Source organism: Amycolatopsis sp. cmx-11-12 (assembly GCF_046269425.1).
Classification (GTDB): Bacteria; Actinomycetota; Actinomycetes; order Mycobacteriales; family Pseudonocardiaceae; genus Amycolatopsis.
The window spans coordinates 141,251-161,814 of sequence record NZ_JADNQM010000007.1; the positions used below are offsets into that span (position 1 = coordinate 141,251).

The 20,564-nt window shown below is 68.3% G+C and carries 22 protein-coding genes; 9 read left to right on the forward strand and 13 right to left on the reverse strand.

Annotated elements, in window-relative coordinates:
• Nucleotides 1-54: 54 nt before the first annotated feature.
• Genes ACLARN_RS12035 through ACLARN_RS12045 form a run of 3 tightly spaced genes read right to left on the reverse strand, consistent with a single transcriptional unit; the run spans nt 55 to nt 2,976 of the window.
• Nucleotides 55-1,518, reverse strand: a complete 1,464-nt coding sequence (locus ACLARN_RS12035; RefSeq protein WP_409491422.1) for a M20/M25/M40 family metallo-hydrolase — start codon at nt 1,516-1,518, stop codon at nt 55-57.
• A complete protein-coding gene (locus ACLARN_RS12040; RefSeq protein WP_034306700.1) occupies nt 1,511-2,338 on the reverse strand; it encodes a M55 family metallopeptidase in 828 nt (275 codons plus the stop codon). The genes ACLARN_RS12035 and ACLARN_RS12040 overlap by 8 nt, the downstream gene beginning before the upstream one ends.
• 41 nt (nt 2,339-2,379) lie before the next feature.
• Nucleotides 2,380-2,976 (reverse strand): hypothetical protein, encoded by a 597-nt coding sequence (locus ACLARN_RS12045; protein WP_409491423.1) that lies wholly within the window; start codon nt 2,974-2,976, stop codon nt 2,380-2,382.
• Nucleotides 2,977-3,304: 328 nt separating this feature from the next.
• Between ACLARN_RS12045 and abc-f the strand changes: the two genes are divergently transcribed.
• The gene (gene abc-f, locus ACLARN_RS12050) at nt 3,305-4,933 is read left to right on the forward strand and encodes a ribosomal protection-like ABC-F family protein (RefSeq protein ID WP_409491424.1); all 1,629 of its coding nucleotides are present in this window, start codon (nt 3,305-3,307) and stop codon (nt 4,931-4,933) included.
• An 18-nt stretch (nt 4,934-4,951) separates the two neighbouring features.
• Here abc-f and ACLARN_RS12055 read toward each other — a convergent pair whose 3' ends face one another.
• Nucleotides 4,952-6,217: a family 1 glycosylhydrolase gene (locus ACLARN_RS12055; protein ID WP_409491425.1), complete on the reverse strand. Its 1,266-nt coding sequence runs from the start codon at nt 6,215-6,217 to the stop codon at nt 4,952-4,954.
• 181 nt (nt 6,218-6,398) lie between these two features.
• On the opposite strand from ACLARN_RS12055, the gene ACLARN_RS12060 reads away from it, so the two are divergent.
• Nucleotides 6,399-7,244 carry an LLM class flavin-dependent oxidoreductase gene (locus tag ACLARN_RS12060; protein ID WP_409491426.1) on the forward strand — a complete coding sequence of 282 codons (846 nt, stop codon included), beginning with the start codon at nt 6,399-6,401 and terminating at the stop codon, nt 7,242-7,244.
• Between the two features lie 48 nt (nt 7,245-7,292).
• Here the strand turns inward: ACLARN_RS12060 and ACLARN_RS12065 are convergent, their stop codons facing one another.
• The gene (locus ACLARN_RS12065; RefSeq protein ID WP_409491427.1) at nt 7,293-8,045 is read right to left on the reverse strand and encodes a PIG-L deacetylase family protein; all 753 of its coding nucleotides are present in this window, start codon (nt 8,043-8,045) and stop codon (nt 7,293-7,295) included.
• Nucleotides 8,046-8,222: 177 nt separating this feature from the next.
• On the opposite strand from ACLARN_RS12065, the gene ACLARN_RS12070 reads away from it, so the two are divergent.
• Complete coding sequence (locus ACLARN_RS12070; RefSeq protein WP_409491428.1) at nt 8,223-9,302, forward strand: glycoside hydrolase family 5 protein; 1,080 nt, start codon at nt 8,223-8,225, stop codon at nt 9,300-9,302.
• Nucleotides 9,303-9,377: 75 nt separating this feature from the next.
• On the opposite strand, the gene ACLARN_RS12075 is transcribed toward ACLARN_RS12070, so the two are convergent.
• Nucleotides 9,378-10,265 carry a sigma-70 family RNA polymerase sigma factor gene (locus tag ACLARN_RS12075; protein WP_409491429.1) on the reverse strand — a complete coding sequence of 296 codons (888 nt, stop codon included), beginning with the start codon at nt 10,263-10,265 and terminating at the stop codon, nt 9,378-9,380.
• Between the two features lie 148 nt (nt 10,266-10,413).
• Between ACLARN_RS12075 and ACLARN_RS12080 the strand changes: the two genes are divergently transcribed.
• Together ACLARN_RS12080 and ACLARN_RS12085 are read left to right on the forward strand one after the other, a co-directional pair.
• Nucleotides 10,414-10,671, forward strand: coding sequence for a hypothetical protein (locus ACLARN_RS12080; protein ID WP_409491430.1), 258 nt, complete (start codon nt 10,414-10,416; stop codon nt 10,669-10,671).
• A 41-nt stretch (nt 10,672-10,712) separates the two neighbouring features.
• Entirely contained in the window at nt 10,713-10,985 is a 273-nt protein-coding gene (locus tag ACLARN_RS12085) for a dihydrofolate reductase family protein (protein ID WP_409491431.1), read from the forward strand.
• Between the two features lie 16 nt (nt 10,986-11,001).
• On the opposite strand, the gene ACLARN_RS12090 is transcribed toward ACLARN_RS12085, so the two are convergent.
• Together ACLARN_RS12090 and ACLARN_RS12095 are read right to left on the reverse strand one after the other, a co-directional pair.
• Nucleotides 11,002-11,199 (reverse strand): hypothetical protein, encoded by a 198-nt coding sequence (locus tag ACLARN_RS12090; protein WP_409491432.1) that lies wholly within the window; start codon nt 11,197-11,199, stop codon nt 11,002-11,004.
• Nucleotides 11,196-12,377, reverse strand: coding sequence for a thiolase family protein (locus ACLARN_RS12095; protein WP_409491433.1), 1,182 nt, complete (start codon nt 12,375-12,377; stop codon nt 11,196-11,198). The genes ACLARN_RS12090 and ACLARN_RS12095 overlap by 4 nt, the downstream gene beginning before the upstream one ends.
• An 89-nt stretch (nt 12,378-12,466) precedes the next feature.
• On the opposite strand from ACLARN_RS12095, the gene ACLARN_RS12100 reads away from it, so the two are divergent.
• Nucleotides 12,467-12,913, forward strand: coding sequence for a winged helix-turn-helix transcriptional regulator (locus ACLARN_RS12100; protein ID WP_409491434.1), 447 nt, complete (start codon nt 12,467-12,469; stop codon nt 12,911-12,913).
• A 317-nt stretch (nt 12,914-13,230) separates the two neighbouring features.
• On the opposite strand, the gene ACLARN_RS12105 is transcribed toward ACLARN_RS12100, so the two are convergent.
• Complete coding sequence (locus ACLARN_RS12105; protein WP_409491435.1) at nt 13,231-13,809, reverse strand: DUF2867 domain-containing protein; 579 nt, start codon at nt 13,807-13,809, stop codon at nt 13,231-13,233.
• Complete coding sequence (locus ACLARN_RS12110; protein WP_409491436.1) at nt 13,806-14,090, reverse strand: antibiotic biosynthesis monooxygenase; 285 nt, start codon at nt 14,088-14,090, stop codon at nt 13,806-13,808. The genes ACLARN_RS12105 and ACLARN_RS12110 overlap by 4 nt, the downstream gene beginning before the upstream one ends.
• A gap of 91 nt (nt 14,091-14,181) precedes the next feature.
• On the opposite strand from ACLARN_RS12110, the gene ACLARN_RS12115 reads away from it, so the two are divergent.
• Nucleotides 14,182-14,730, forward strand: a complete 549-nt coding sequence (locus ACLARN_RS12115) for a TetR/AcrR family transcriptional regulator (RefSeq protein WP_409491437.1) — start codon at nt 14,182-14,184, stop codon at nt 14,728-14,730.
• Here the strand turns inward: ACLARN_RS12115 and ACLARN_RS12120 are convergent.
• From ACLARN_RS12120 to ACLARN_RS12130, 3 genes are read right to left on the reverse strand one after another with little or no spacing between them, the layout of a single operon-like run.
• A complete protein-coding gene (locus tag ACLARN_RS12120; protein ID WP_409491438.1) occupies nt 14,727-14,879 on the reverse strand; it encodes a hypothetical protein in 153 nt (50 codons plus the stop codon). The two genes, ACLARN_RS12115 and ACLARN_RS12120, sit on opposite strands and share 4 nt — an antisense overlap.
• Entirely contained in the window at nt 14,876-16,114 is a 1,239-nt protein-coding gene (locus ACLARN_RS12125) for a hypothetical protein (RefSeq protein WP_409491439.1), read from the reverse strand. Before ACLARN_RS12125 ends, ACLARN_RS12120 begins: the two co-directional genes overlap by 4 nt.
• Nucleotides 16,111-16,476 carry a hypothetical protein gene (locus ACLARN_RS12130; protein ID WP_409491440.1) on the reverse strand — a complete coding sequence of 122 codons (366 nt, stop codon included), beginning with the start codon at nt 16,474-16,476 and terminating at the stop codon, nt 16,111-16,113. Before ACLARN_RS12130 ends, ACLARN_RS12125 begins: the two co-directional genes overlap by 4 nt.
• 105 nt (nt 16,477-16,581) lie before the next feature.
• On the opposite strand from ACLARN_RS12130, the gene ACLARN_RS12135 reads away from it, so the two are divergent.
• Both ACLARN_RS12135 and ACLARN_RS12140 read left to right on the forward strand, forming a co-directional pair.
• Entirely contained in the window at nt 16,582-18,381 is a 1,800-nt protein-coding gene (locus ACLARN_RS12135; protein ID WP_409491441.1) for a hypothetical protein, read from the forward strand.
• Nucleotides 18,382-18,772: 391 nt separating this feature from the next.
• The gene (locus tag ACLARN_RS12140) at nt 18,773-20,560 is read left to right on the forward strand and encodes an ABC transporter substrate-binding protein (protein WP_409491442.1); all 1,788 of its coding nucleotides are present in this window, start codon (nt 18,773-18,775) and stop codon (nt 20,558-20,560) included.
• Nucleotides 20,561-20,564 lie beyond the last annotated feature (4 nt).

The following is a 20,564-nucleotide window of genomic DNA, read 5'->3' on the forward strand; positions in this document are numbered from 1 at the left end:
GAAGGGGGCCATCATGTACTTACGACAACCCCGACCACTCGCTCTCAGTCTCTCTCAGCAGTTCGCCAGGAAGTGCCGCAGCACGCGCGTGCCGAACCGCAGGCCCTCGACCGGGACGCGTTCGTCGACACCGTGCGCCATCGCGCGGTAGGGGAAGCCTTCCGGCAGCCACAGCGGCGCGAAGCCGTAGCAGTCGATCCCGAGCGGGCTGAACGCCTTCGCGTCCGTTCCGCCACCCATGCAGTAGGGGACCACGACGGCTTCGGGGTCCTCCGAGCGCAGCGCGTTCGCCATCGCGTCGAACCACGGCGAGTCCACCGGCGCCTGGACCGGCGGCTGGTGTGCGACGAACTCGCGGGTGACGCCTTCGCCGAGCATCGCGTCGAGCTCCGCGAACAGGTCGGGCTCGGTACCGGGGAGGACGCGGACGTCCACCTGGGCCTCGGCCGAACTCGGGATCACGTTCACCTTGTACCCGGCGTCGAGCATGGTCGGCGTCGTGCTGTTGCGGACGGTCGGCACCACCAGCGCACCGGCGGGACCCAGCCGCGCGATCGTCCCGTCCACATCGGACAGATCGACTGGGACGCCGAGCGCGTCACCGGTGCGTTCGAGGAAGGCCTGGACCGTCGGGGTCAGCTGGACCGGCCAGCGGTGCGCGGCGATCTTGCCGAGCGCGGTGACCAGCCGGGTGACCGCGTTCTCGTCGTTGGGCCGCGACCCGTGCCCCGCGCGTCCCTTGGCGGACAGCCGCAGGTGGGCGGTGCCGCGTTCGGCGGTCGCCACCGGATAGAGCCGCACGGTCCGGCCGTCGGCGGCGGGGACGTGGTAGCTGTAGGCGCCCGACTCGCTGATCGCGGCCGCGCAACCCTCGAACAGGTGCCGGTGCTCCGCGGCGAGCCAGTGCGCGCCGTACTCGCCCTTGTCCTCCTCGTCGGCCACGAACGCCAGCACGATGTCCCGCCGCGGCCGGAAACCGGTGGCGAGGGCGGCGAGGACCATCGCGATGAAGTCCTTCATGTCGACCGCGCCACGACCCCAGAGGAACCCGTCGCGGACCTCGCCCGAGAACGGGTCCACCGACCAGTCGGCGGCGTCGGCCGGGACGACGTCGAGATGCCCTTGCACCAGCAGCGCGGGCAGGCTCGGATCGGTGCCCGGGACGCGCGCGATCACGTTCGCGCGCCGATGCGCGGACTCGATGATCTTCGCGCCGATCCCGAGCCCGGACAGCAGCGAGGCGACATACTCGGCCGCCTCGCGCTCGCCCTCGGAATCCCCGTTGCCCCGGTTCGTGGTGTCGAAGCGGATCAACCGCGAACAAACGTCGACAACATCGAGTTCAGTGTTGTTTCGGGAACCCGCGTCCGCGATCGCGTCGCCAGGGCGTACCTTTTCGCCGCCTGATACGCCCTCACCCAGAGCGCCCTGCCGCCGCGATAGCGGGGCCTGCGGCCGGGCGGGTTCCGTGTCGGTAGCCCGGTCGGAAAGCTCGCCCTGCGTTTCCATCTCAGCCATAGATACCTTGCACCGCCCCAGCCGCGATCGCCGTGACGATCTTGAACGCCTTCATCGCTTCGGTCATGTCCGGCGCGTCGAAGCCGACCCGCCGCACGCCGATCTGTTCCACCGTCGGGATCACCGCCGCGGCCTGCGCGAGATGACTCGCGTCGAACTCGACCTCGATCCGGTGCGGAGTGGTGAACCGCTCGACCCGGCCCGCCCGGTTCATCGAGTCCGCCGCGGCCGAGGACAGCAGTTCGGCGGTCCTGGCGGGCGGCAGGCAGATCGCGGCGTACCGGCTGACGCACTCCTTCACCGTGACCAGTTCGGCCTCCGGCGCGTAGTCCTGGGCGTCGTCACAGGCCTTGTCGTCACCGGAGACGACCAGCACCGGAACGCCGTATTCGGCGGCCATCGCGGCGTTGAGCCTGCCCTCGCTGGCGGGGACGTCGTCGAGCCACACCCCGGTGATCTGGTTCTCCAGGTACGTGTGGGACAGGACGCCGTCGAACCCGGCGCCGGCGTGGTAGCCGAGGAAGACGACCCCGTCGACGCCGGTGTCGATGCCTTGCATCATCGAGAGTGGCTTGTGCCTGCCGGTGAGCATCCGCGCCCGGCCGTCGAGGTCTTCGAGCAGGAGGTTCCGCTGCGACGAATGCGCCTCGTTGACCAGTACGTCGGTGGCACCGGAGTCGAACAGGCCGGCGATGGTGGCGTTGACGTCGCCGGTGAACAGGCGCCGAAATCGCTGCCACTGCTCGGTACCGGGGATGACGTCTTCGGTCCAGGTGACGCCGGTGGCGCCCTCCATATCCGCCGAGATCATGATGCGCATCCGGGCACCCTAACCGAGGCGCTTTGCCCTCGCCGCCGGACTCAGGGCCACGAGCCGGAACGCGGGTAGACCGCCCAAGCGCGCTCCCAGGCCGCGGCCCGGTGCCGGTCCAGCACCAGCCGGACGACCCGGTGGAGCAGGACGAGCCCGGCGACCACCGCGAACCACAGCCAGAGGCCGACGAGCACGGAATCGAAGACGGCCGTGGACGCGGTCCTCGGGGCGGCGGTCAGCTCACCGCGAGCGTCGATCCAGACCGGGACGGGCGATCCGGCGGGGCTGCCGGGCGTCGCGAGGACGCCGCCGGTGTGGCGGACGCCGCGTGAGTCGGTCCACGTCGCCTCGGTGGTGGAGTCTTCGGTCCCGACGCTCTCGCTGTCGACGATGCGTACGGGCGCGGACTTCAGCAGGTACGCGGTGGTGGCCTGACGTCCGACGGCGTCGGAGGCGGCCGCGGCGACCTGCCTGCCGTGGTTGGCCGAGCCGGCGGCGGCCGCGACCGGGATGGCGAGGAGCGCGGCGAGGATGACGAGCTTGAGGAGGAGGGCTTCGAAGCGGTCCGAGCCGCGCGCGAGCGAGTTGTGACCGGGGAAGAGCCGTCGCCGGAATCGGGCGATCGGACCGCTGGACCCGTGCACGAGGAACCCCATTCCCTCAGACCGCGAAAACCTCCGGCTTCGATTCTCGGTCACCGGGGCGCCGCTGTCGCGGTAGGGGGACACAGACCACTCTGTGAACCCGTACACAACCTTTAATTCGTTTTGCCCGTCCGGTTTCTCCCGCTACCGTCTTCGTCATGGGGATTTTCTACTTCTACCTGTGATTCTCGTCTTCGACGCGGCCCTGGCGTAGAGCCTTCGCTCCGCCGGGCCGCGTCCTTCCGCGTGCGCTTTTCTTCCTTCGCCGTGCGCGGAACCTCCCTGACCGATCGCGATCGGCCGTGCCGAGAATCAGGAGGACGCCCCCATGCGTACCCCGCATCAGAATCCCGGAACACAACTCGTGCTCTCCGGTGTCACCAAACGTTTCGATGACCACGTCGTGCTCGACCGGGTCGGCTTCACCGTCAAACCGGGGGAGCGGGCGGGCGTCATCGGCGACAACGGCTCGGGCAAGTCCACCCTGCTGAGGCTGATCGCAGGCCGCGAAGAGGCGGACAACGGCACGGTGACCGTCACCGCGCCCGGCGGCGTCGGCTATCTCCCGCAGACGCTGGAGCTGCCCGAAACCGCCACGGTCGGCGACGCGATCGACCTCGCGCTGGCCGACATCCGGGAACTGGAATCCCGGCTGCGGGCGGCCGAGGCGGCGCTGGATTCCGCCGAAGACCTGGCCGTGTACGGCGACCTCACGGCCACCTACGAAGCCCGTGGCGGTTACGCGGCCGACGCCAGGGTGGAGGTCGCCCTGCACGGGCTCGGGCAGCCGGGTCTCGACCGCGGCCGCGCGCTGGGCAGTCTGTCCGGCGGGCAGCGGTCCCGGCTCGCTCTCGCCGCCACCTTGGCCGCGTCACCGGAACTGCTGCTGCTCGACGAGCCGACCAACGATCTGGACGACGAAGCCGTCGCCTGGCTGGAGAACCACCTTCGCGGGCATCGCGGAAGGCTCGTCGCGATCACCCACGACCGGCTGTTTCTCAGCCGGGTCACGACCACGATCCTCGAGGTCGACGCCGACCGCCGGACCGTGCACCGGCACGGCAACGGCTATGCGGGCTACCTCGCGGCGAAGGAGGCCGCCCGGGCCCGGTGGGGCCGGGAATACGAGGAATGGAAACAGGAGAAGGCCCGGAACGAAGCACTGGCGGACGTCAACATCGACCGGTTCTCGGCGATCCCGCGCAAGGCCCCGGCGGCCTTCAGCGGGGCAGGCGCGTTCAGGGCCCGGTCCCGGGCGCACGGGGCGATGAGCCGCATCCGGTCGGCTCGCGAGCGGATCCAGCGGCTCGAGGCCGACCCGGTTCCGCGTCCGCCGCAGCCACTCCGGTTCACCGCGCGGATCTCCGCCGGTGAGGCGGAAGCCGATCGGCACGTCGTGAAGGTGGACAACGTGTCGGTGGCCGGACGACTGCTGCCGACGTCGCTCAGCGTGCTGCCGGGGGAGCGAGTACTCGTGACCGGTCCCAATGGGGCGGGCAAGACCACGCTCATGCGGGTGCTCGCCGGCGAACTGGCTCCGTCGACGGGTTCGGCGGACCGAGCGGGCCTGATCGGGTTTCTGCACCAGAACGGCGGCCTCGCAGGCGACTCACGGAGCGTCCTGGCGGTGTTCGCGGGGGAAGGTGACGAGGAGGAGGCCGCCGAGAGGCTGCTGTCGCTGGGTCTGTTCCGCGCCGTTGATCTGCACAAACCGGTCCGGGAGCTTTCCGTCGGGCAGCGCCGCAGGCTGGAGTTGGCCAGGCTGGTGACGGCCAGGACGGACCTGCTGCTGCTCGACGAGCCGACGAACCATCTCGCCCCCGATCTGGTGGAGGAGATGGAACAGGCGCTCGCGGAGTACCCCGGCGCGCTGGTGGTCGTCACCCACGACCGGCGGATGCGGCGGACGTTCGAGGGCAGGCGCCTCGAACTGGCACCCGAACCGGTGGCCGTCTGATGTGTCTCTTGTGGACGGTCATTTCAAGGGCGCGAGCGGTCCGTCCACCTTGGCCGGGTTGAGGCAGCTGTTCAGCCCGTCCACGAGTGAACAGTGACCCGGTCCGCGCTTGAGCCGGTAGCCCTGCGGCACGCCGCCCGTCGTGACCAGATCCTGGTAGGCGGGAACGGCGTCCGTGGGGCGCCGGGTCAGCGCGGGATCGGTGAGAGCGTCCACTGTGTACAGTCCGAACCGGGCGCGGTAGCTGCCCCATTCGTAGTTGTCGGTGAGGCTCCAGTAGTTGTAGCCGATCAGGTTCATCCCATCGGCCTTCGCGCGCTGGAGCCAGTAGACGGTGTCGCGGACGTTGTCCCCGCGCGTGTAATCGGCGTCGCGCAGCTTGCCGTTGTCGGTCGCCATGCCGTTCTCGACGATGTAGAGAGGCAGGCGCGGGAACCGGTTGTGGTAGCTGCGCAGCGCGTAATAGATGCCTTCGGGCTGGAGCTTCACGTCCCAGAACTTGTCGGTCGCGGCGGCGAACACCGTCCAGTTGTCGATGCTGAGGCCGTAGTAGTAATCGATGCCGATGAAGTCGAGCTTGTCCTTGACCTGGTCGAGGAAGAACCAGTCGGCCATCCCGTTGACCCCGGTGATGTAGGCCTGGTTGCTGGTGACCTTCGAGGCCGGATCGAGCTCGTGGATCAGGTCGTAGGCCCGTCGATGCGCCTGGACGATGTTGGACTGCGCGGCGAAGTAGCGCGTGGGGTCGAGCGCGCCGACCTTCTGTTCGTTCTTGAGGAAGATGAGCGGCTCGTTGAACGTCACCCAGAGGACGTCCTGCCCGGCGTAGCGCCCGACGATCTTCCGGCTGAATTCCAGCCACGCGTCGGCTGTCCGTGTCTCGGCCCAGCCGCCCTGATCGAGTGCCCAGCCCGGGTAGACCCAGTGGTTGAGGGTGATCATCGGGGTCATGCCCGCTGCTCGGACCTGCCGGAGCACGTCGTCGTAGAAGGCCAGTTCGGTCTCGTCCCACCTGCCTGGCGAGGGTTCGACACGGGCCCACTCGACGCCGAAGCGGTAGGTGTTGACGCCGAGCCCGGCGGCGAGGCGGATGTCGTCGGCGTAGCGGTGCCGGAAGTCGACTGAATCCCGGTACTCGTCGACGCCGTCCTTGCCCGCGGAGCGGTCCACGAACCGTTTCCAGTTGCTGTCCGGGGCGCTGCCTTCGGACTGGTATCCCGACGATGCCACGCCCCAGTAGAAGTCCCGGGACCAGTCGTCATCCTGCGATGCGGACGCGTTCACAGCGGAAAGTGTCGCGCATAGTGAGACGGCGACCGCCAAAGCCACCGCCCGGCGTAACCTTTCCCGATGCTCCGGCCACTTCGTCGATCGTTCACCGCTGCCCGCCATCTTCCGGACGCTAACGTGGGTGAACGGCGTAAACAAGCGGCCGTCCGGGGACTTCGACGATGACGTTGGGGAGATGATCGACTTGACCGGCAGCTCGGTCCGCCACGCTGTCTATCTGCCACCTTTCGGCCCGTTCGGTGAGCCCGCGGTGCTCGTCGACCTCGCCGTACGAGCCGAGGCGGCGGGCTGGGACGGGTTTTTCCTGTGGGACCACGTCGTCGCGGACACGATGCCCATCGCGGATCCGTGGACGACGCTCGGCGCCATCGCGCACGCCACCAGCGATCTGCTGTTCGGACCGATGATCACGCCGCCCGCCCGGCGCCGTCCCTGGGTGGTCGCGCGGCACGCGTCGACGGTCAGCAGGCTCTCCGGCGGGCGGCTGATCCTCGGCACCGGCCTCGGTTCGGACGAATCCGGTGACTTCAGCCGATTCGGTGAACAGACCGACCTGCTGACCCGGTCGGCGATGTTCGACGAAGGCCTCGACGTCATCCGCGCGATCTGGTCCGGCCGGCGGTTCGACCACGACGGCGCGCACTATCAGGTCGCGCTGGCCGAGGCGCCGCCCGAGCCGTTCCGGATCCCGATCTGGGTGGCGAGCTCCACCGACAACCCGCGTGTGGTCCGGCGAGCGGCGTTGTGCGACGGGATCTTCCCGAATCCGGAGGACCACACGCCGACAGCTGAAGAGATCGCCGACACCCACCGCGCGCTCGGCCTCGCCGGGCTGGAACCGGGGCGCCCCTTCGACGTCGCGGTCGCCGGGAACGCGAGCCCCGCGTGGGAGGAGCCGATCAAGGTGGACCTGCCCGCGCTGGGGGAGGCCGGGATGACGTGGTGGATGGAGTCGCTGATGCACCACGATCCGCTGGAGCTTTCGCAGAAGATCGTGGACGCGGGGCCGCCGCGGTGGTGAGGCCATCGACGAGTGTTCCGAGTCCTTCACGGACCGCAGCCCGTGGGGTCAGGGCCTTGGGTGGGATGGCGTCGCGTCGATGTACCACTCCCGGTTGAACACGAGGCCGAAGAGTGGCGCGGGAAGCCGGGTCAGGACGCGCATCAGCGGCGCGAGCCTGCCGTTTCCCTTCACCTGCGAGGAATGGGCGGCGATCGCGGCTTGCTTCTGCCGCGCGAAGCGCCGGACGGCGAAGGTGTGCGTGACCTCGGACCGGGCGCTGTAGGCGCGGAGCAGTGCGTCGACGTCGTAGCGGAACGGGATCCGCGCCAGCCGTACTAGCCGCACCAGGTGTGCGACGGCGTCGCGAGGAATGGTCGCTTCCAGCAGTCGCACGTCGGCGGCGAGTTGCGCCGCCCGTTTGCCGACCTCGTGCACTTTGACGTGGTCGCGGTGGCCGTAGCCACCGTTCCGGTCGTAGCTCAGCAGTACGGACGCCTTCTCCTCGCGCAGGATCGCCACGAGACGCGCGGCCGCGGCCTCGGTGCTCGCGCGGACGAAGCGGACCCAACCCGGCGGGTCCGGGTAGAGGATCGCGCCATGGCCGCTGCCGGCGTATCCAAGGTGGACGATCCGCTCGACGCCCAGTACCTTCGCGCTCGCCTCGAGCTCGGCCCAGCGTGCCGGGTCCGCGCCTCGCATGCCGATGGTGGCGACCACCAGGACGACGCGATGCCCGTCCGCCGCGGCGCGGGCGAGGGTGCCACCGGTCAGCAGCGCTTCGTCATCGGGGTGTGCGTGGAAGGCCACGATGGTCGTCACGCTCCGAGCATGCCCGAGGTCGCCGAAACAGTCGGTGGTCAAGTCTTGACCGTCCGTCGAGCCCGTGGGTAATCTCTCCTTTACTTTCCAATAGTAAGGAAAGTTTCCTATTTAACTCCGCCGCCCTGACCGTCGGCCCACCAACGCCGGTGCCGCCGACGCGAGAGGAGAAGCCGAATGCGTTGGGACAAGATCCGTCTCCGGGTGACGGCCGCACTGGCCGCCGGACTGCTGGCCCCGATCGCCACCGCGAGCACCTCGACGGCGACCGAGACCGCGGCAGAACCCGCGACGCAGGCCGTCGCCGCGCTGCCGCCCGGCAGCCCGGCGGCGGTCAACGGACAGCTGAAGGTCTGCGGCCTCCAGCTCTGCAACTCCGCAGGCAAGCCGATCCAGCTCCGTGGCATGAGCACCCACGGAATCCAGTGGTACAGCCAATGCGTCAAGACCGCTTCGCTCGACGCGCTGGCCAACGACTGGAAGGCCGACGTCCTCCGGATCTCGATGTACATCCAGGAAGGCGGCTACGAGACCAACCCGCGCAAGTTCACCGACATGGTGCACGGGTACATCGAAGAAGCCACCAAACGCGGCCTGTACGCCCTGGTCGACTGGCACCAGCTCACCCCCGGCGACCCGAACGCGAACCTCAGCCGCGCCAAGACGTTCTTCACCGAGATCGCCCAGCGGCACAAGGACAAGACCAACATCATCTACGACATCGCCAACGAGCCCAACAACGTCAGCTGGGACCGTGTCCGCAGCTACGCGGAGCAGATGATCCCGGTCATCCGCGCACAGGACTCCGACGGCGTCGTGCTCGTGGGCACCCACGGATGGGGCTCGCTCGGCATCTCCGACGGTCGCAACGAGACCGACATCATCAACAACCCGGTGCACGCCACCAACTTCATGTACACGTTCCACTTCTACGCGGCGTCGCACAAAACCGAGTACTTCAACGCCCTGACCCGGGCCGCGAGCAAGATCCCGCTGTTCGTGACCGAGTTCGGCACCCAGACCGCCAGCGGTGACGGCGGGAACGACTTCACCAACTCCCAGAAGTACCTGGATTTCCTGGCGTCGAAGAAGATCAGCTGGACCAACTGGAACTTCTCCGACGACAGCCGTTCGGGCGCGGTGTTCAAGCCGGGCATCTGCTCGGGCAGTTCCTTCACCGGCACGGGTCCGCTGAAGCCCGCCGGTGTCTGGATCCGGGACCGGATCCGCACCGCGGACAACTTCCCGACCTCCTGATCCGGGGAGCGCGCAGGTCATGAAAGGGTTTTTCCTGACGATTTTCGTCAGGAAAAACCCTTTCATGACACTTGCTCAGCCCAGCGGCTCGAAGTCGAGCGCGGCGAGGCGGTCCGGGTCGGCGAGGATGTCGATCGCCGCGATCTTCCCGTCCACGACGGTGAAGGCGAAGACCGTCTGAGGCACGCCGTCCTTGGTGACGACCATCCCGGCCGCGCCGTTGACCAGCGCGGGCAGCAGCTCTCCGCCCGCGCCTGCCTGCCGGAACATGAGCGCCTGACCTGCGACGGTGGCCGCCCCGCGCACGGAGCGCGAGGTGCCCGCCGGAGCCGCGCCACCCTCGGCACGGAGCACGACGTCCGGGTCGAGCACTGACACCAGCGCGTCGAAGTCGCCGCCTCGCGCGGCGGCGAAGAAGGCGTCGACGACCTCCCTCTGACGGCTCAAGTCCGCGTCGGGCACTGTCGGCGAGCCTTGAAGACGGCGGCGGGCGCGGCTGGCGAGCTGCCTGGTCGCGCCCGGCGTCCGGCCCACGATCGGCGCGATCTCGTCGAACGGCAGGGCGAACATGTCGTGCAGCACGAAAGCGAGCCGCTCGGCGGGGTCCAGTGTGTCGAGTACGACCAGGAGCGCGAGCCCGACCGAATCAGCCAGCAGGACCTCGTGTTCCGGATCGATCCCGCCCTCCCTGCCGATGATCGGGTCGGGAAGTTGCGCGCCGACCGGGTCCTCGTGCCGTGACTTGCGCGAGCGCAGCATGTCGAGACAGATCCGGCCGACGACGGTGGTCAGCCAGCCGCCGAGGTTGTCCACGTCCTCGGAGCCTGCCCGGCTGAGTCGCAGCCAGGACTCCTGCACGGCGTCGTCCGCTTCGCTCAGCGAACCGAGCATCCGGTACGCCACCGCCCTCAGGTGCGTCCGGTGCCCCTCGAAGCGCCGCGCCAGCCAGTCGTGTTCGTCCACGGTCCCCATCCTTCATCGCTGTCCGTCGTAACCCTGACGGATGGCGGACGGGAGATGTGACAGCGGGGCGCCCAGTCGCGCGCCAACCGTGTCGAAAACCGGGTACGCCGTTCGACGCGTAGGCAGAACCGACCGAAGGAGCGAACCCATGTCCTCGACCGTGCTGTACATGTCGATGTCCCTTGACGGCTTCATCGCCGGTCCCGACGTCAGCCCCGAGCAGGGCCTCGGGGCGGGAGGGGAGCGGCTGCACGACTGGCTGTTCGCCGGAGAGGTCGGCAGGGTGAATCGCACGATCCACGACGAGTTCATGGCGACCGGCGCGATCGTCGCCGGACGCGGGACCTTCGAACCGGCCGAGGGCTGGGCGGTGACCACCACGACGGCGTCCCGATCGAGATCCTGAGCAGGCATCCGGCGCCGGAATGGGCGGCGAACTGGCCGAAAGTGCGCTACTCGAACGACGTCGAGGCCGCGGTGGGCGCCGCCAAACGGGCCGCCGGTGACAAGGACGTGCTGGTGCACGGGGCGAGTACGGCTCAGCGGATGCTGCGCGCGGGCATCCTCGACGAACTCGAGATCCACCTGATCCCCGTGCTGCTTGGCGACGGGGTCCGGCTGTTCGAGCACCTCGGCATCGCGCACCGAGAGCTGGAGCGAGTGCGGGTCCTCGAAGGCGAACACGGCGTCACTCACCTCCGCTACCGCGTTGTCGGGTAGCCACCGTCGACCTCCTTCACCAGCTTGTGCGGGAACCGGCGTTCGGCTCCGGGCGGTCGAGGGAGACGGCCGCCGCGTCGTCGGCGCCTGCGGCGAGGCAGATCTCCTTGAGCCAGGCGGCGTCGATCACCGGTGACGGTGTGCCGCGCGGTTTGGCGAGTACCGCTTGGACGGACGGATGGTCCGTGAGTTTCCTGGGGAGCCTGCCGGTCACAGCGCCTCCACGATGGTCGCGTTGGCCTGGCCGCCGCCCTCGCACATGGCTTGCAGGCCGTAGCGGGCGCCGTGGTGGTGCAGCGCGTTGACCAGCGTGCCCATCAACCGGGTACCGCTCGCGCCGAGGGGATGGCCCAGCGCGATCGCGCCACCGTGGACGTTGACCTTGGCCGGATCGGCCCCGGTCTCCTGCTGCCACGCCAGTACGACACTGGCGAACGCCTCGTTGATCTCGAACAGGTCGATGTCCTCCAGTCGCAGGCCCGCGCGTCGCAGCACCTTCTCCGTCGCCGGGATGACGCCGGTGAGCATGAGCAGCGGGTCGGATCCGGTGACGGCGAAACTGTGCAGGCGGGCGCGAGGCCTGAGGCCCAGCCGGGCCGCGGTCGCGCTGGAGGTGATGAGGACGGCGGACGCCCCGTCGTTGATCGGGCTGCTGTTGCCCGCGGTCACCGACCAGTCGATCTGGGGGAATCGCTCGGAGTGTGCCGTGTCCTGGAACGCCGGGCGGAGTTTGGCGAGTGTCTCGAGGTTCGTGCCGGGGCGCACTGATTCGTCGGTGGACACCAGACCGGACGGCGTCTTGATCGGCACGATCTGGCTCGCGAACCGCCCGAGTTCGTGCGCCCGCGCCGCCTTCCGGTGCGACGACACCGCGAACTCGTCCATCGCCTCGCGGTTGAGCGACCACTTCGCGGCGATGAGTTCGGCGCTGATCCCTTGCGGTACCAGGCCTTCCGGATAGCGCTCGGCGACGCCGGGGCCGAGGGGATCGGTACCGGGCAGCACGTTCGACCACATCGGGACGCGGCTCATCGACTCGACCCCGCAGGCGATGACGACGTCGTACGCGCCGGCCATCACACCCTGCGCGGCGAAGTGCACGGCCTGCTGACTGCTCCCGCACTGCCGGTCGACGGTGGTCGCGGGCACGCTTTCCGGCAGTCCCGCCGCGAGTGCCGCCCACCGCGTGACGTTCTGAGCCTGTTCGCCGACCTGGTCGACCGCGCCGCCGATGACGTCGTCGATCAGCGCCGGGTCGAGGCCGTTGCGTTCGACGAGTGACCGCAGCGTGTGGGCCAGCAACTGGACCGGGTGAATCTCGTGCAGGGCACCGCCGGGCTTTCCCTTGCCGATCGGCGTACGGACGGCGTCCACGATGACCGCGTCGAACACGGCTGCCTCCCAGAGTGAGTTGGTATCTCCAACTCACTCTGGCATCGAGTGGGTTGGAAATCAAGACTCAGTGGGTTTACGCTGGTCGCATGACCGAAGGACCGAGGGATTGCTCGATCGCCAACGCGATGGAGGTGATCGGGGAGCGCTGGAGCCTGCTCGCGCTGCGTGAGGTGTTCTTCGGGGCGCGGCGGTTCGACCAGATCGTCCGGAACACCGGGGCGAGCCGGGACATCCTGACCGCGCGGCTGCGGAAGCTCGTGGAGACGGGGATCCTCGAAAAGCGGCTCTACGAGGAGCATCCACCTCGGTACGAGTACGTGCTCACCGAGGCGGGGCACGCACTCAACCACGTGCTGCTGAACCTGATGGCGTGGGGCGACGAATACGTCACCGAGGGGCCGCCGCCGACGGTCTGGCGGCACTCCTGCGGGCAGGATCTCGCGCCGGAGACGGTGTGCGCGCACTGCCATGAACCGGTGCGGGAGAAGGACATGACGTTGGTGCGGAGCACCCGCCGCGTGGTCGGCTCCTGAAGCACGCCTTGCCAAGTACGTGAAGGCCCCCTTCCTGTACATAGGCGCCAGGGTCCCGGCAAAGTCGATTGTTGCAGCTCGCAGTAGTTGCCTGAAGGGCACGGCGAACGCGTCATGGACGTGTTCCGGCTTGGTCGTGGTGTCCCCAATGTGGCATTGGTGGCGCTGAGCGCCTCCAATGCCACACTGGGGACACCAAACGAACCGGGAGATTTGCGCCAAGCGTCTCTGATCAGCGTGAACACGACTTTGCCGGGACCCTGACATAGGCGCAAGGAAGGGGGCCTTCATGTACTTCAGTGGCCGGGGCGCGGGCCTCAGGGACCGGCGGCCCATTTCCGCTCGATCAACCGCATCAGCGCCGGATAGACGAACAGGTACCGGAACGGCTTGATGAACCCCATGTACGCCCGCCCGAACCGGCCGTTGGGCCGGACCAGTACCGCCATCTGACCACGGTATCGCCCAGGCTCATCCTCGACCCACGCGAGATGCAGGATCCCGTGCATGGTGCTGTTCGCCATCTCCGCGGCGAATTCGTCGTCCAGCCGGTAGATCGGCGTGAACGGCAGCCAGTCCTCGTCCGGGCCGGTGGGGGTGTCGCGGAGGTCGTCCGGCAGCCTGTCACGGACCGATTCGACCCGTGAGTCGAGGCCGGAATCCCGTTCGTCCAGCCGGAACAGCGCGCCGAGTTTCCAGCGCAGCGCCCATAACGCGCGGACGATCAGGGGTGCGCCCGCCGGGAAGTCGCCCGACGAGAACTGCTTCACCAGTCTGGCGAAGTCGTCCGGCCCGCCCGGAGTGTCCAGTGCCCAGACGTCTTCGATGTCGAAGTCGCCGGCGACCTCATGGATCCGCCAGGACCGCGTGGTGTGCGCGGTGTTCGCGAGTTTCATGCCGACACCAGCTGGACGATCTCGCGAGGCCGGACTTCGCGGTCGTCGAAGGCGACGTCCACGTCCGCCGACCCCAGTGCCCGCATCGAATCGGCCTGCGCGGTTTCCGATTCCCAGCGCACGATCGAGACGACCGCGTCGCCTGCCGCGGTGACCCAGCATTCGGCGGCGAGGCAGCCCGGAGTGGCCCGCAAGGCGTCGGCGACTCGCTGGACTCGCGAAACGAAGTCGTCGTGGTGGTCGGGATGCGGATAGTGCGTCGCCACGAATCCGACAGTCATGTCTGTTTCCTCCCAGTGCGTTCCGCCATCTATACGGTAGCGTATATATCGCCGTCGTGGTGGCGGGGTGACGCGAGATACGGTGATCGTCATGGCCGCGGAAATCCGGACCCCGCCGAGTGCGTGGATCGACGCGGGACTGCGCGCGCTGTCGACCGGCGGCCCCGACGCGGTCCGTGTCGAGGCGCTCGCGAAGACGTTGGGTGTCACCAAAGGCGGTTTCTACGGGCATTTCGCCGACCGCGGTGCGCTGATCGAGGAAATGCTCGCCACCTGGGAACGGATGAGCACCGGGGAGATGTTCGAAACCGTCGAGCGCGGAGGTGGGGACGCCAGGGCGAAGATCCGGCGCGCCGGAATGCTCGCGGGCGACCGTCTCCTGCCGATCGACCTCGCGATCCGCGACTGGTCGCGGCGCGACCAGTCGGTCGCCGAACGGCTCCGGCGGGTGGACAACCAGCGGATGGACTACCTGCGGTCCCTCATGCGCGAGATCTTCACCGACGAGGACGAGGTCGAGGCCCGGTGCCTGCTCGCGTTCTCACTGCTCGTCGGAAAGCACTTCATGGCCGCCGATCACGGCGGCCGTAGCCGCGATGAGGTCACGGAACTGGCAGGGAAACTGCTGCTCGGCGGCTAGGGAGCGTCGTCGTCCTCTTCGGGCGTCGTCGGGACCTGCTTGCGCGCGACGTAGATGAGCAGCCCGATGATCACCACGGGGCCGACGAAGATGAGGATCTCGTCCCAGCCGCCCTGGTGCATCATCATCACCCGCGCCGCGATGGTCATGAGCCGGAAACCAGCGCGATCCCTAGTGCGGTGTAACCGATCATCAGCGCCAGCATGGGGTATTGGCCCACCTTGACGTAGTTCGCGCGCAGTACGCCCACGGAACGATCATGGGCAGAGGTTACGGCCAGCACGTGCCCGGCGACGATCCCGGCGATCTGCACCAGCGCGATCACGCCGGTCGAGACGACCGTGTAGTCGATCGCCCGGCCGAAACCCTGCTGGCCGGAGAACACGGCGAACGAGAAGTAATGCGCGACGGTGTAGCCGACCATGATCGGGATCAGCGACGGCGCGAACGCGGGATACGGGTCGAACCCGCGGCGCAGATACGGCCTGGTCAGGCTGATAGCGCCCGCGTAGGCGCCGTAGGTGAGCGCGATACAGGCCGCGAGCCCCGCAGTGCCAACGAGAACAGTGCCGCCGAGGACGCCGGCGTCCAGCGATGTCCAGAACGGAAGGCGGGTCAGGCCGTCGAACGCCGTCGAGCCGAGCACCACCAGTACCAGCGCGGTCAGCCACGGCGCGGGGGAGATGGTGAGCAGTCCGTCGAGCGGATTCCGGACCACGAGACGCCCGTCGCCACGCCTGCCGAAAGGGGAGAGGGCCGCGATCAGGCGCGCGTAAACCTCGAAAGCGTCGCCGCGGTCGAACCAGCGCGGACCGAAGACCACACCGAACGCAATGTGTATAACGGCATACACGGCGCAGAAAAGAGCGATCGCGTGCGGCGAGTCCGAGTACGGGAAAACCAGTTCCAACCAAAGAAACGCGAGGAGGCCGAGGATCGCTGGTAGATAGCCCAGGCGGTCCGGGAGTTCGCGGTGCCGGGCGGGGATCAGCGACGCGACCGTCCTCAGTGGATTCAGTCGTCGCCAGACAGGGCCGAACAGCAGCGAAAGCGGGACCAGGCCGACCCAGAACCAGGCGTAGAACCACGCTGGAGCCGGGTTGTCGGCCGAGCTGTCGGGACCGGCCACGGCCACCGCGAGGAACCCGGCGAACAACGCCACGCCGAGCACGCGCAAGGCGATCCGTGTGAAGGCGCTATCGACGAACCGTTGCAGTGACAGAGGAAGCTCACGGCCGGCGTCGGCGCCGCGGAGCTTCGGCTCTTTCCAGAGGATCGTGAGCGCGAAGAACGAGACCACGACGGCCGCCGCTCCCGCGTAGAGCGCGAGCCACAGCGGGACCGGAAGATCGGATCGGCCGCCGAGACCGTGCGCCAGGATCATCCGCCCACCCGGAGCTTGGTCACCGCCGCGCCGCTCTTGTGCAGTTCCACCTCGAAGATCCCGTCGATGTTCGCGGTGAAGGCGACGGTCCCCGGTACCCCGGGCGCCAGCTGGGCGGCCTTGTCGTAGCCGTGGACGTGCAGTTCGTCCGCCTGGTCGGAGGTGACCTCCAGCGCGACGTTCTCGCCGGTGCGCACCGCGACCTCTTCCGGGCCCGCCGTGCGCTTGCCCTCGGCGATCGAGAACTTCACGGTGCGGGTTCCGGTGTCCGGCGCCGGTTCGGGACCGGTCGATCCCGAACAGCCGGTCACGGCCAGCAGCGCGGCCACGGTGATCCCGCGGATTCCGCCGATCCTCCGCATCGAGGTTCCTCCAAGTCGTACGCCCCGGCTTGCCTGGCCGGGACCATAGCCCTATCGTGTTACCCCAAGGTAACAGTTACTTAGGTTAGCAGGAAGGCGAGACCGGTGTTCTTGGCTCAGGAGAGCCCGCCTGCCGGCGGCGCGCAATTCGGGCAGATCGTCATCGCGGGCCTGATGTTCACCGCGGTCTTCCTGCCCTTGGCTGTCTTCGTCCTCCGCGAGCGCGCGGGGAAACGGACCGTATTCGGTCGCGTCGCCGATTGGATGGGCGACTTCAGCGGCCTTCCGCGTTGGGCGGCGCTGCCGATGTTCGTCGCCTTCCTCTCCGGGATGTCGGCACTGATCGGCGTTTACTGGGACGTGCCGATCCACATGGAATTCGGCCGTGACGAGGGGCCGCTCGCGAACCCGTCGCACTACCCGATCTACTTCGGACTGATGGGCATCTTCGCCAGCGGCGTGTTCAGCGCGACCCTGGCGACCAAGAACCTGCCGAAGCGCACGTTCAAGATCGGCCCGCACTGGCGGGCACCGATGGGCTCCATCCAGATGATGGCCACCGGTCTGGTCGGCATCGCCGGATTCCCGCTCGACGACGTCTGGCATCGGCTGTTCGGCCAGGACGTCACCGAATGGGGCCCGACGCACGTCCTGATGATCGGCGGCGGCGTATGCGTCGTGCTCGGCTTGCAGCTGCTGCTCGGCGAGGCACGCCAGGTCGGCGCGACCGGGCCGGTCGTGCGCCTGCTCGGGCCGGTGCTCGCCGGTGCCTGGATGATGGGTGCTTCGGCGTTCCTCATGGAGTTCGACCTCGGCGTCCCGCAGTTCCCGATGCTGTCCCAGGTCGTGCTCGTCGGCCTGATCGGCGCCTGGACTTTGACTTACGGGCGGCTGTCCTGGGGCCCCGGCGGCGCGTTGATCGTCGTCGCGGTCTTCCTCGCCACCCGTGCTTCGTTCACCGTCATCCCGCTGTTCGCCGACCTGCACGTCGCGTCGCTGCTGCCCTATGTCGCCGAAGCGGTGATCATCGAGGTCGTCGCACTGGCGATGCGCAACCGGCGGGGTTACTCGTTCGCCGCTGTCGCCGGTCTGCTCGTGGGGACGGCCGGAATGCTCGCCGAGGCGGCGTTCACCCACTGGTTGATGCCGAACCCCTGGCCAACGGCGCATCTGCCGTTGTTCATCCTGTTCGGGACCGGTGCGGCACTCGCGGGCGCGTTCATCGGCGTCTGGCAGTTCCAGCGGGTCGAGGAGACGGCGACGCTGGAGCCCGCGGCCGGTCCCCGGCACCGGATCGGGCTGGTCGGCGCGCTGGGCGCGGTCGCCCTGATGTCGGCGGTCGCCGTCCCGCAGGACCCGGAGGCGGGGTTCACCGCCGACGTCCGGCTGTCCGAGGCGGCCGCCGGGCTGCCGATCTCGAATCCGCACGGCGGTGGCACACCTCGATGGGTCGACGCGACCGTCACGATCTCCCGGCCCGATCTGGCGGGCGACGCCGTGTGGCTGAACGGCTTCGCTTGGCAGGGCGGCGACTTCTTCACCGCTCCGCTGGAGAAGATCGGCGACGGCGTGTATCGCACGGCGCAGCCCCTGCCGGTGTTCGGGCAGTGGAAGACCGGGATCCGCGTGCACGTTCCGAACCGGATGATGGGGCTCGCCCCGATCTACGCGCCAGCCGACCCGGCCGCGAACGCTCCGGCGATCGACGCGGCGTCGGGTTCGCGCCCGTTCATGTCCGAGATCGAGTTCCTGCAACGGGAGCGGAAGTCGGAGACGCCCGCCGTGCTGTGGACGATCGCGTACGTCACCGTCGGGATCATCTTCGCCGGCATGTGGGCGCTGTTCGCGTGGCTCTACGCGGCCGCCGCCACCGCGCGGCGTCGTGAGGTCTCCGTCGGGGGCTGAAGGGGACTTTCACCGCGTCGCACGCGGTGAAAGTCCCCTTCAGCCCGCCCCGGCTACGCGGCGTCACTTTGCTCGCACTTCGCTAGTACGTATCGATTGAGCATCATCACGCGCAAGCCTTTTGCAAGCCCGCTTCCCTTGAATACCCAGGACAGCGCACGTGTTCCCAGCTCGCGCGCCGGAATGGTGACTCAAAGCTACCGTCGTCGAACATAAAGTAGCTGTCGACCACGCGACGGCGTCCGCCGTGCACGATCGGTATTGGCGAGTCATTGCGCGGTTACCGCGACATGTGGTTACTTTTCCGCTTCGGGGGTTGGGCACAGCGAGTTTCGATGGGGTGGTCTTCGTGCGCACAGAGCGTTTTCCCAGGCGACAGCGCGGTCTACGCGTGGTCGCGGTCCTTGCCGCTTCGGCGGTCGCGACGGTGCCTTTCGTGCCGGCCGCGACGGCGCAGCAACAGGGCAAGGTGTTGCGGGTGGCGCTCACGACCGGGATCGACCACCTGAACCCCTTCACCGCCCAGCTGGCGGCGTCGACGCAGGTCGGCCGGTTCAACTACGAGTTCCTTACGCTGCCCTCGGCCGAGGACACCCAGCCCTCCGGCGGTGTCGCGGAGTCGTGGAAGGCCTCGGACGACAAGCTCACCTGGACCTTCACCATCCGGCAGGGGATGAAGTGGTCCGACGGCAAGCCGGTCACCGCGCAGGACCCCGCGTACACCTTCCAGCGGATGCTCGACGACGAGAACGCCCGCACCGCGAACGGTAGCTACGTCACCAACTTCGAGTCGGTGTCGGCGACGGACGACAAGACGCTCGTCATCAAGACCAAGACGCCGCAGGCGAGTATGACCGCGCTCGACGTCCCGATCGTGCCCAAGCACATCTGGGAGCCGATCAAGGATCTCAACGCACCCTCGACCGACGAGATGGCCGTCGTCGGCGTCGGCAGCGGGCCGTACCTGCTGACCGAGTACAAGAAGAACGAGTTCGTGAAGTTCAAGGCGAACAAGGACTACTGGCGCGGCGCGCCCAAGGTCGACGAACTGCAGCTGCTGCAGTTCAAGGACGCCGAGGCGGCGGTGAACGCGCTCAAGCAGGGCGAGGTCGACGTCATCAACCGGCTCACCCCGACGCAGTTCGACGCGCTCAAGGGCGAGAAGAACATCACCACGAACAAAGCGCCCGGGCGCCGGTACAACGAGCTCATCGTCAACTTCGGCGTGAAGAACGTGGCGGACCAGCCGATCGGTGACGGCAACCCGCTGCTGAAGGACCTCCGCGTCCGCAAGGCGATCGCGCAGGCCATCGACACCGAGGCCATCGTCCAGAAGGTGATGAACGGCTACGGCCAGGCCGGGACCGGTGTCGTGCCGGCGATCTACAAGGCCTACACCTGGACCCCGTCCGACGCGGAGAAGACCAAGTTCGACATCGGCGCCGCGAACGCCACGCTCGACCAGGCAGGCTTCGCCAAGGGGCCCGACGGCATCCGCGTCGGCCCTGGCGGCGCGAAGCTGGAGTTCCGGCTCACCGGCCACGCGAACCGTCCGTTCGACCAGCGCACCGCGCAGTTCGTCAGTGGCTGGCTCAAGGACGTCGGCATCGGTATCAAGCAGGAACTCGTCTCCGACGACGAAGTGGACGACCGCACCACCGCGGGCAACTACGATCTCGCGATCTCCGGTTACGGCACTTCGCCCGACCCGGACTACGCGCTGTCGCTCAACACCTGCGCTGCCCGCCCGAACGCCGAGGGCAATGGCGGCAGCAGCGCGACCTTCTTCTGCGACCCGCAGTTCGAAGACCTGTACAAGAAGCAGCTGACCGAGTTCGACCCGGCCAAGCGCGCCGAGATCGTCAAGCAGGCCCAGGCCGTGCTGGCGAACCAGTACGTCGACGTCGTCCTGGACTACGACAACGTGCTCGAGGCCTACCGCTCGGACAAGTTCGCCTCGTTCACCAAGCAGCCGCAGCCCGACGGCGCGATCCTCGAACAGTCCGGCTACTGGGGTGTCTACGGTGCCACCCCGGCCGACACCGCCGCGGCGGGCTCCGAGGACAGCGGTAGCAACACCGGATTGTGGATCGGCATCGGCGCGGTCGTGCTCGTGGTGCTCGTCGGCGGCGGCGTGCTGCTCGGACGGCGCGGCAAGTCGGCCGACGACCGGGAGTAAAGGA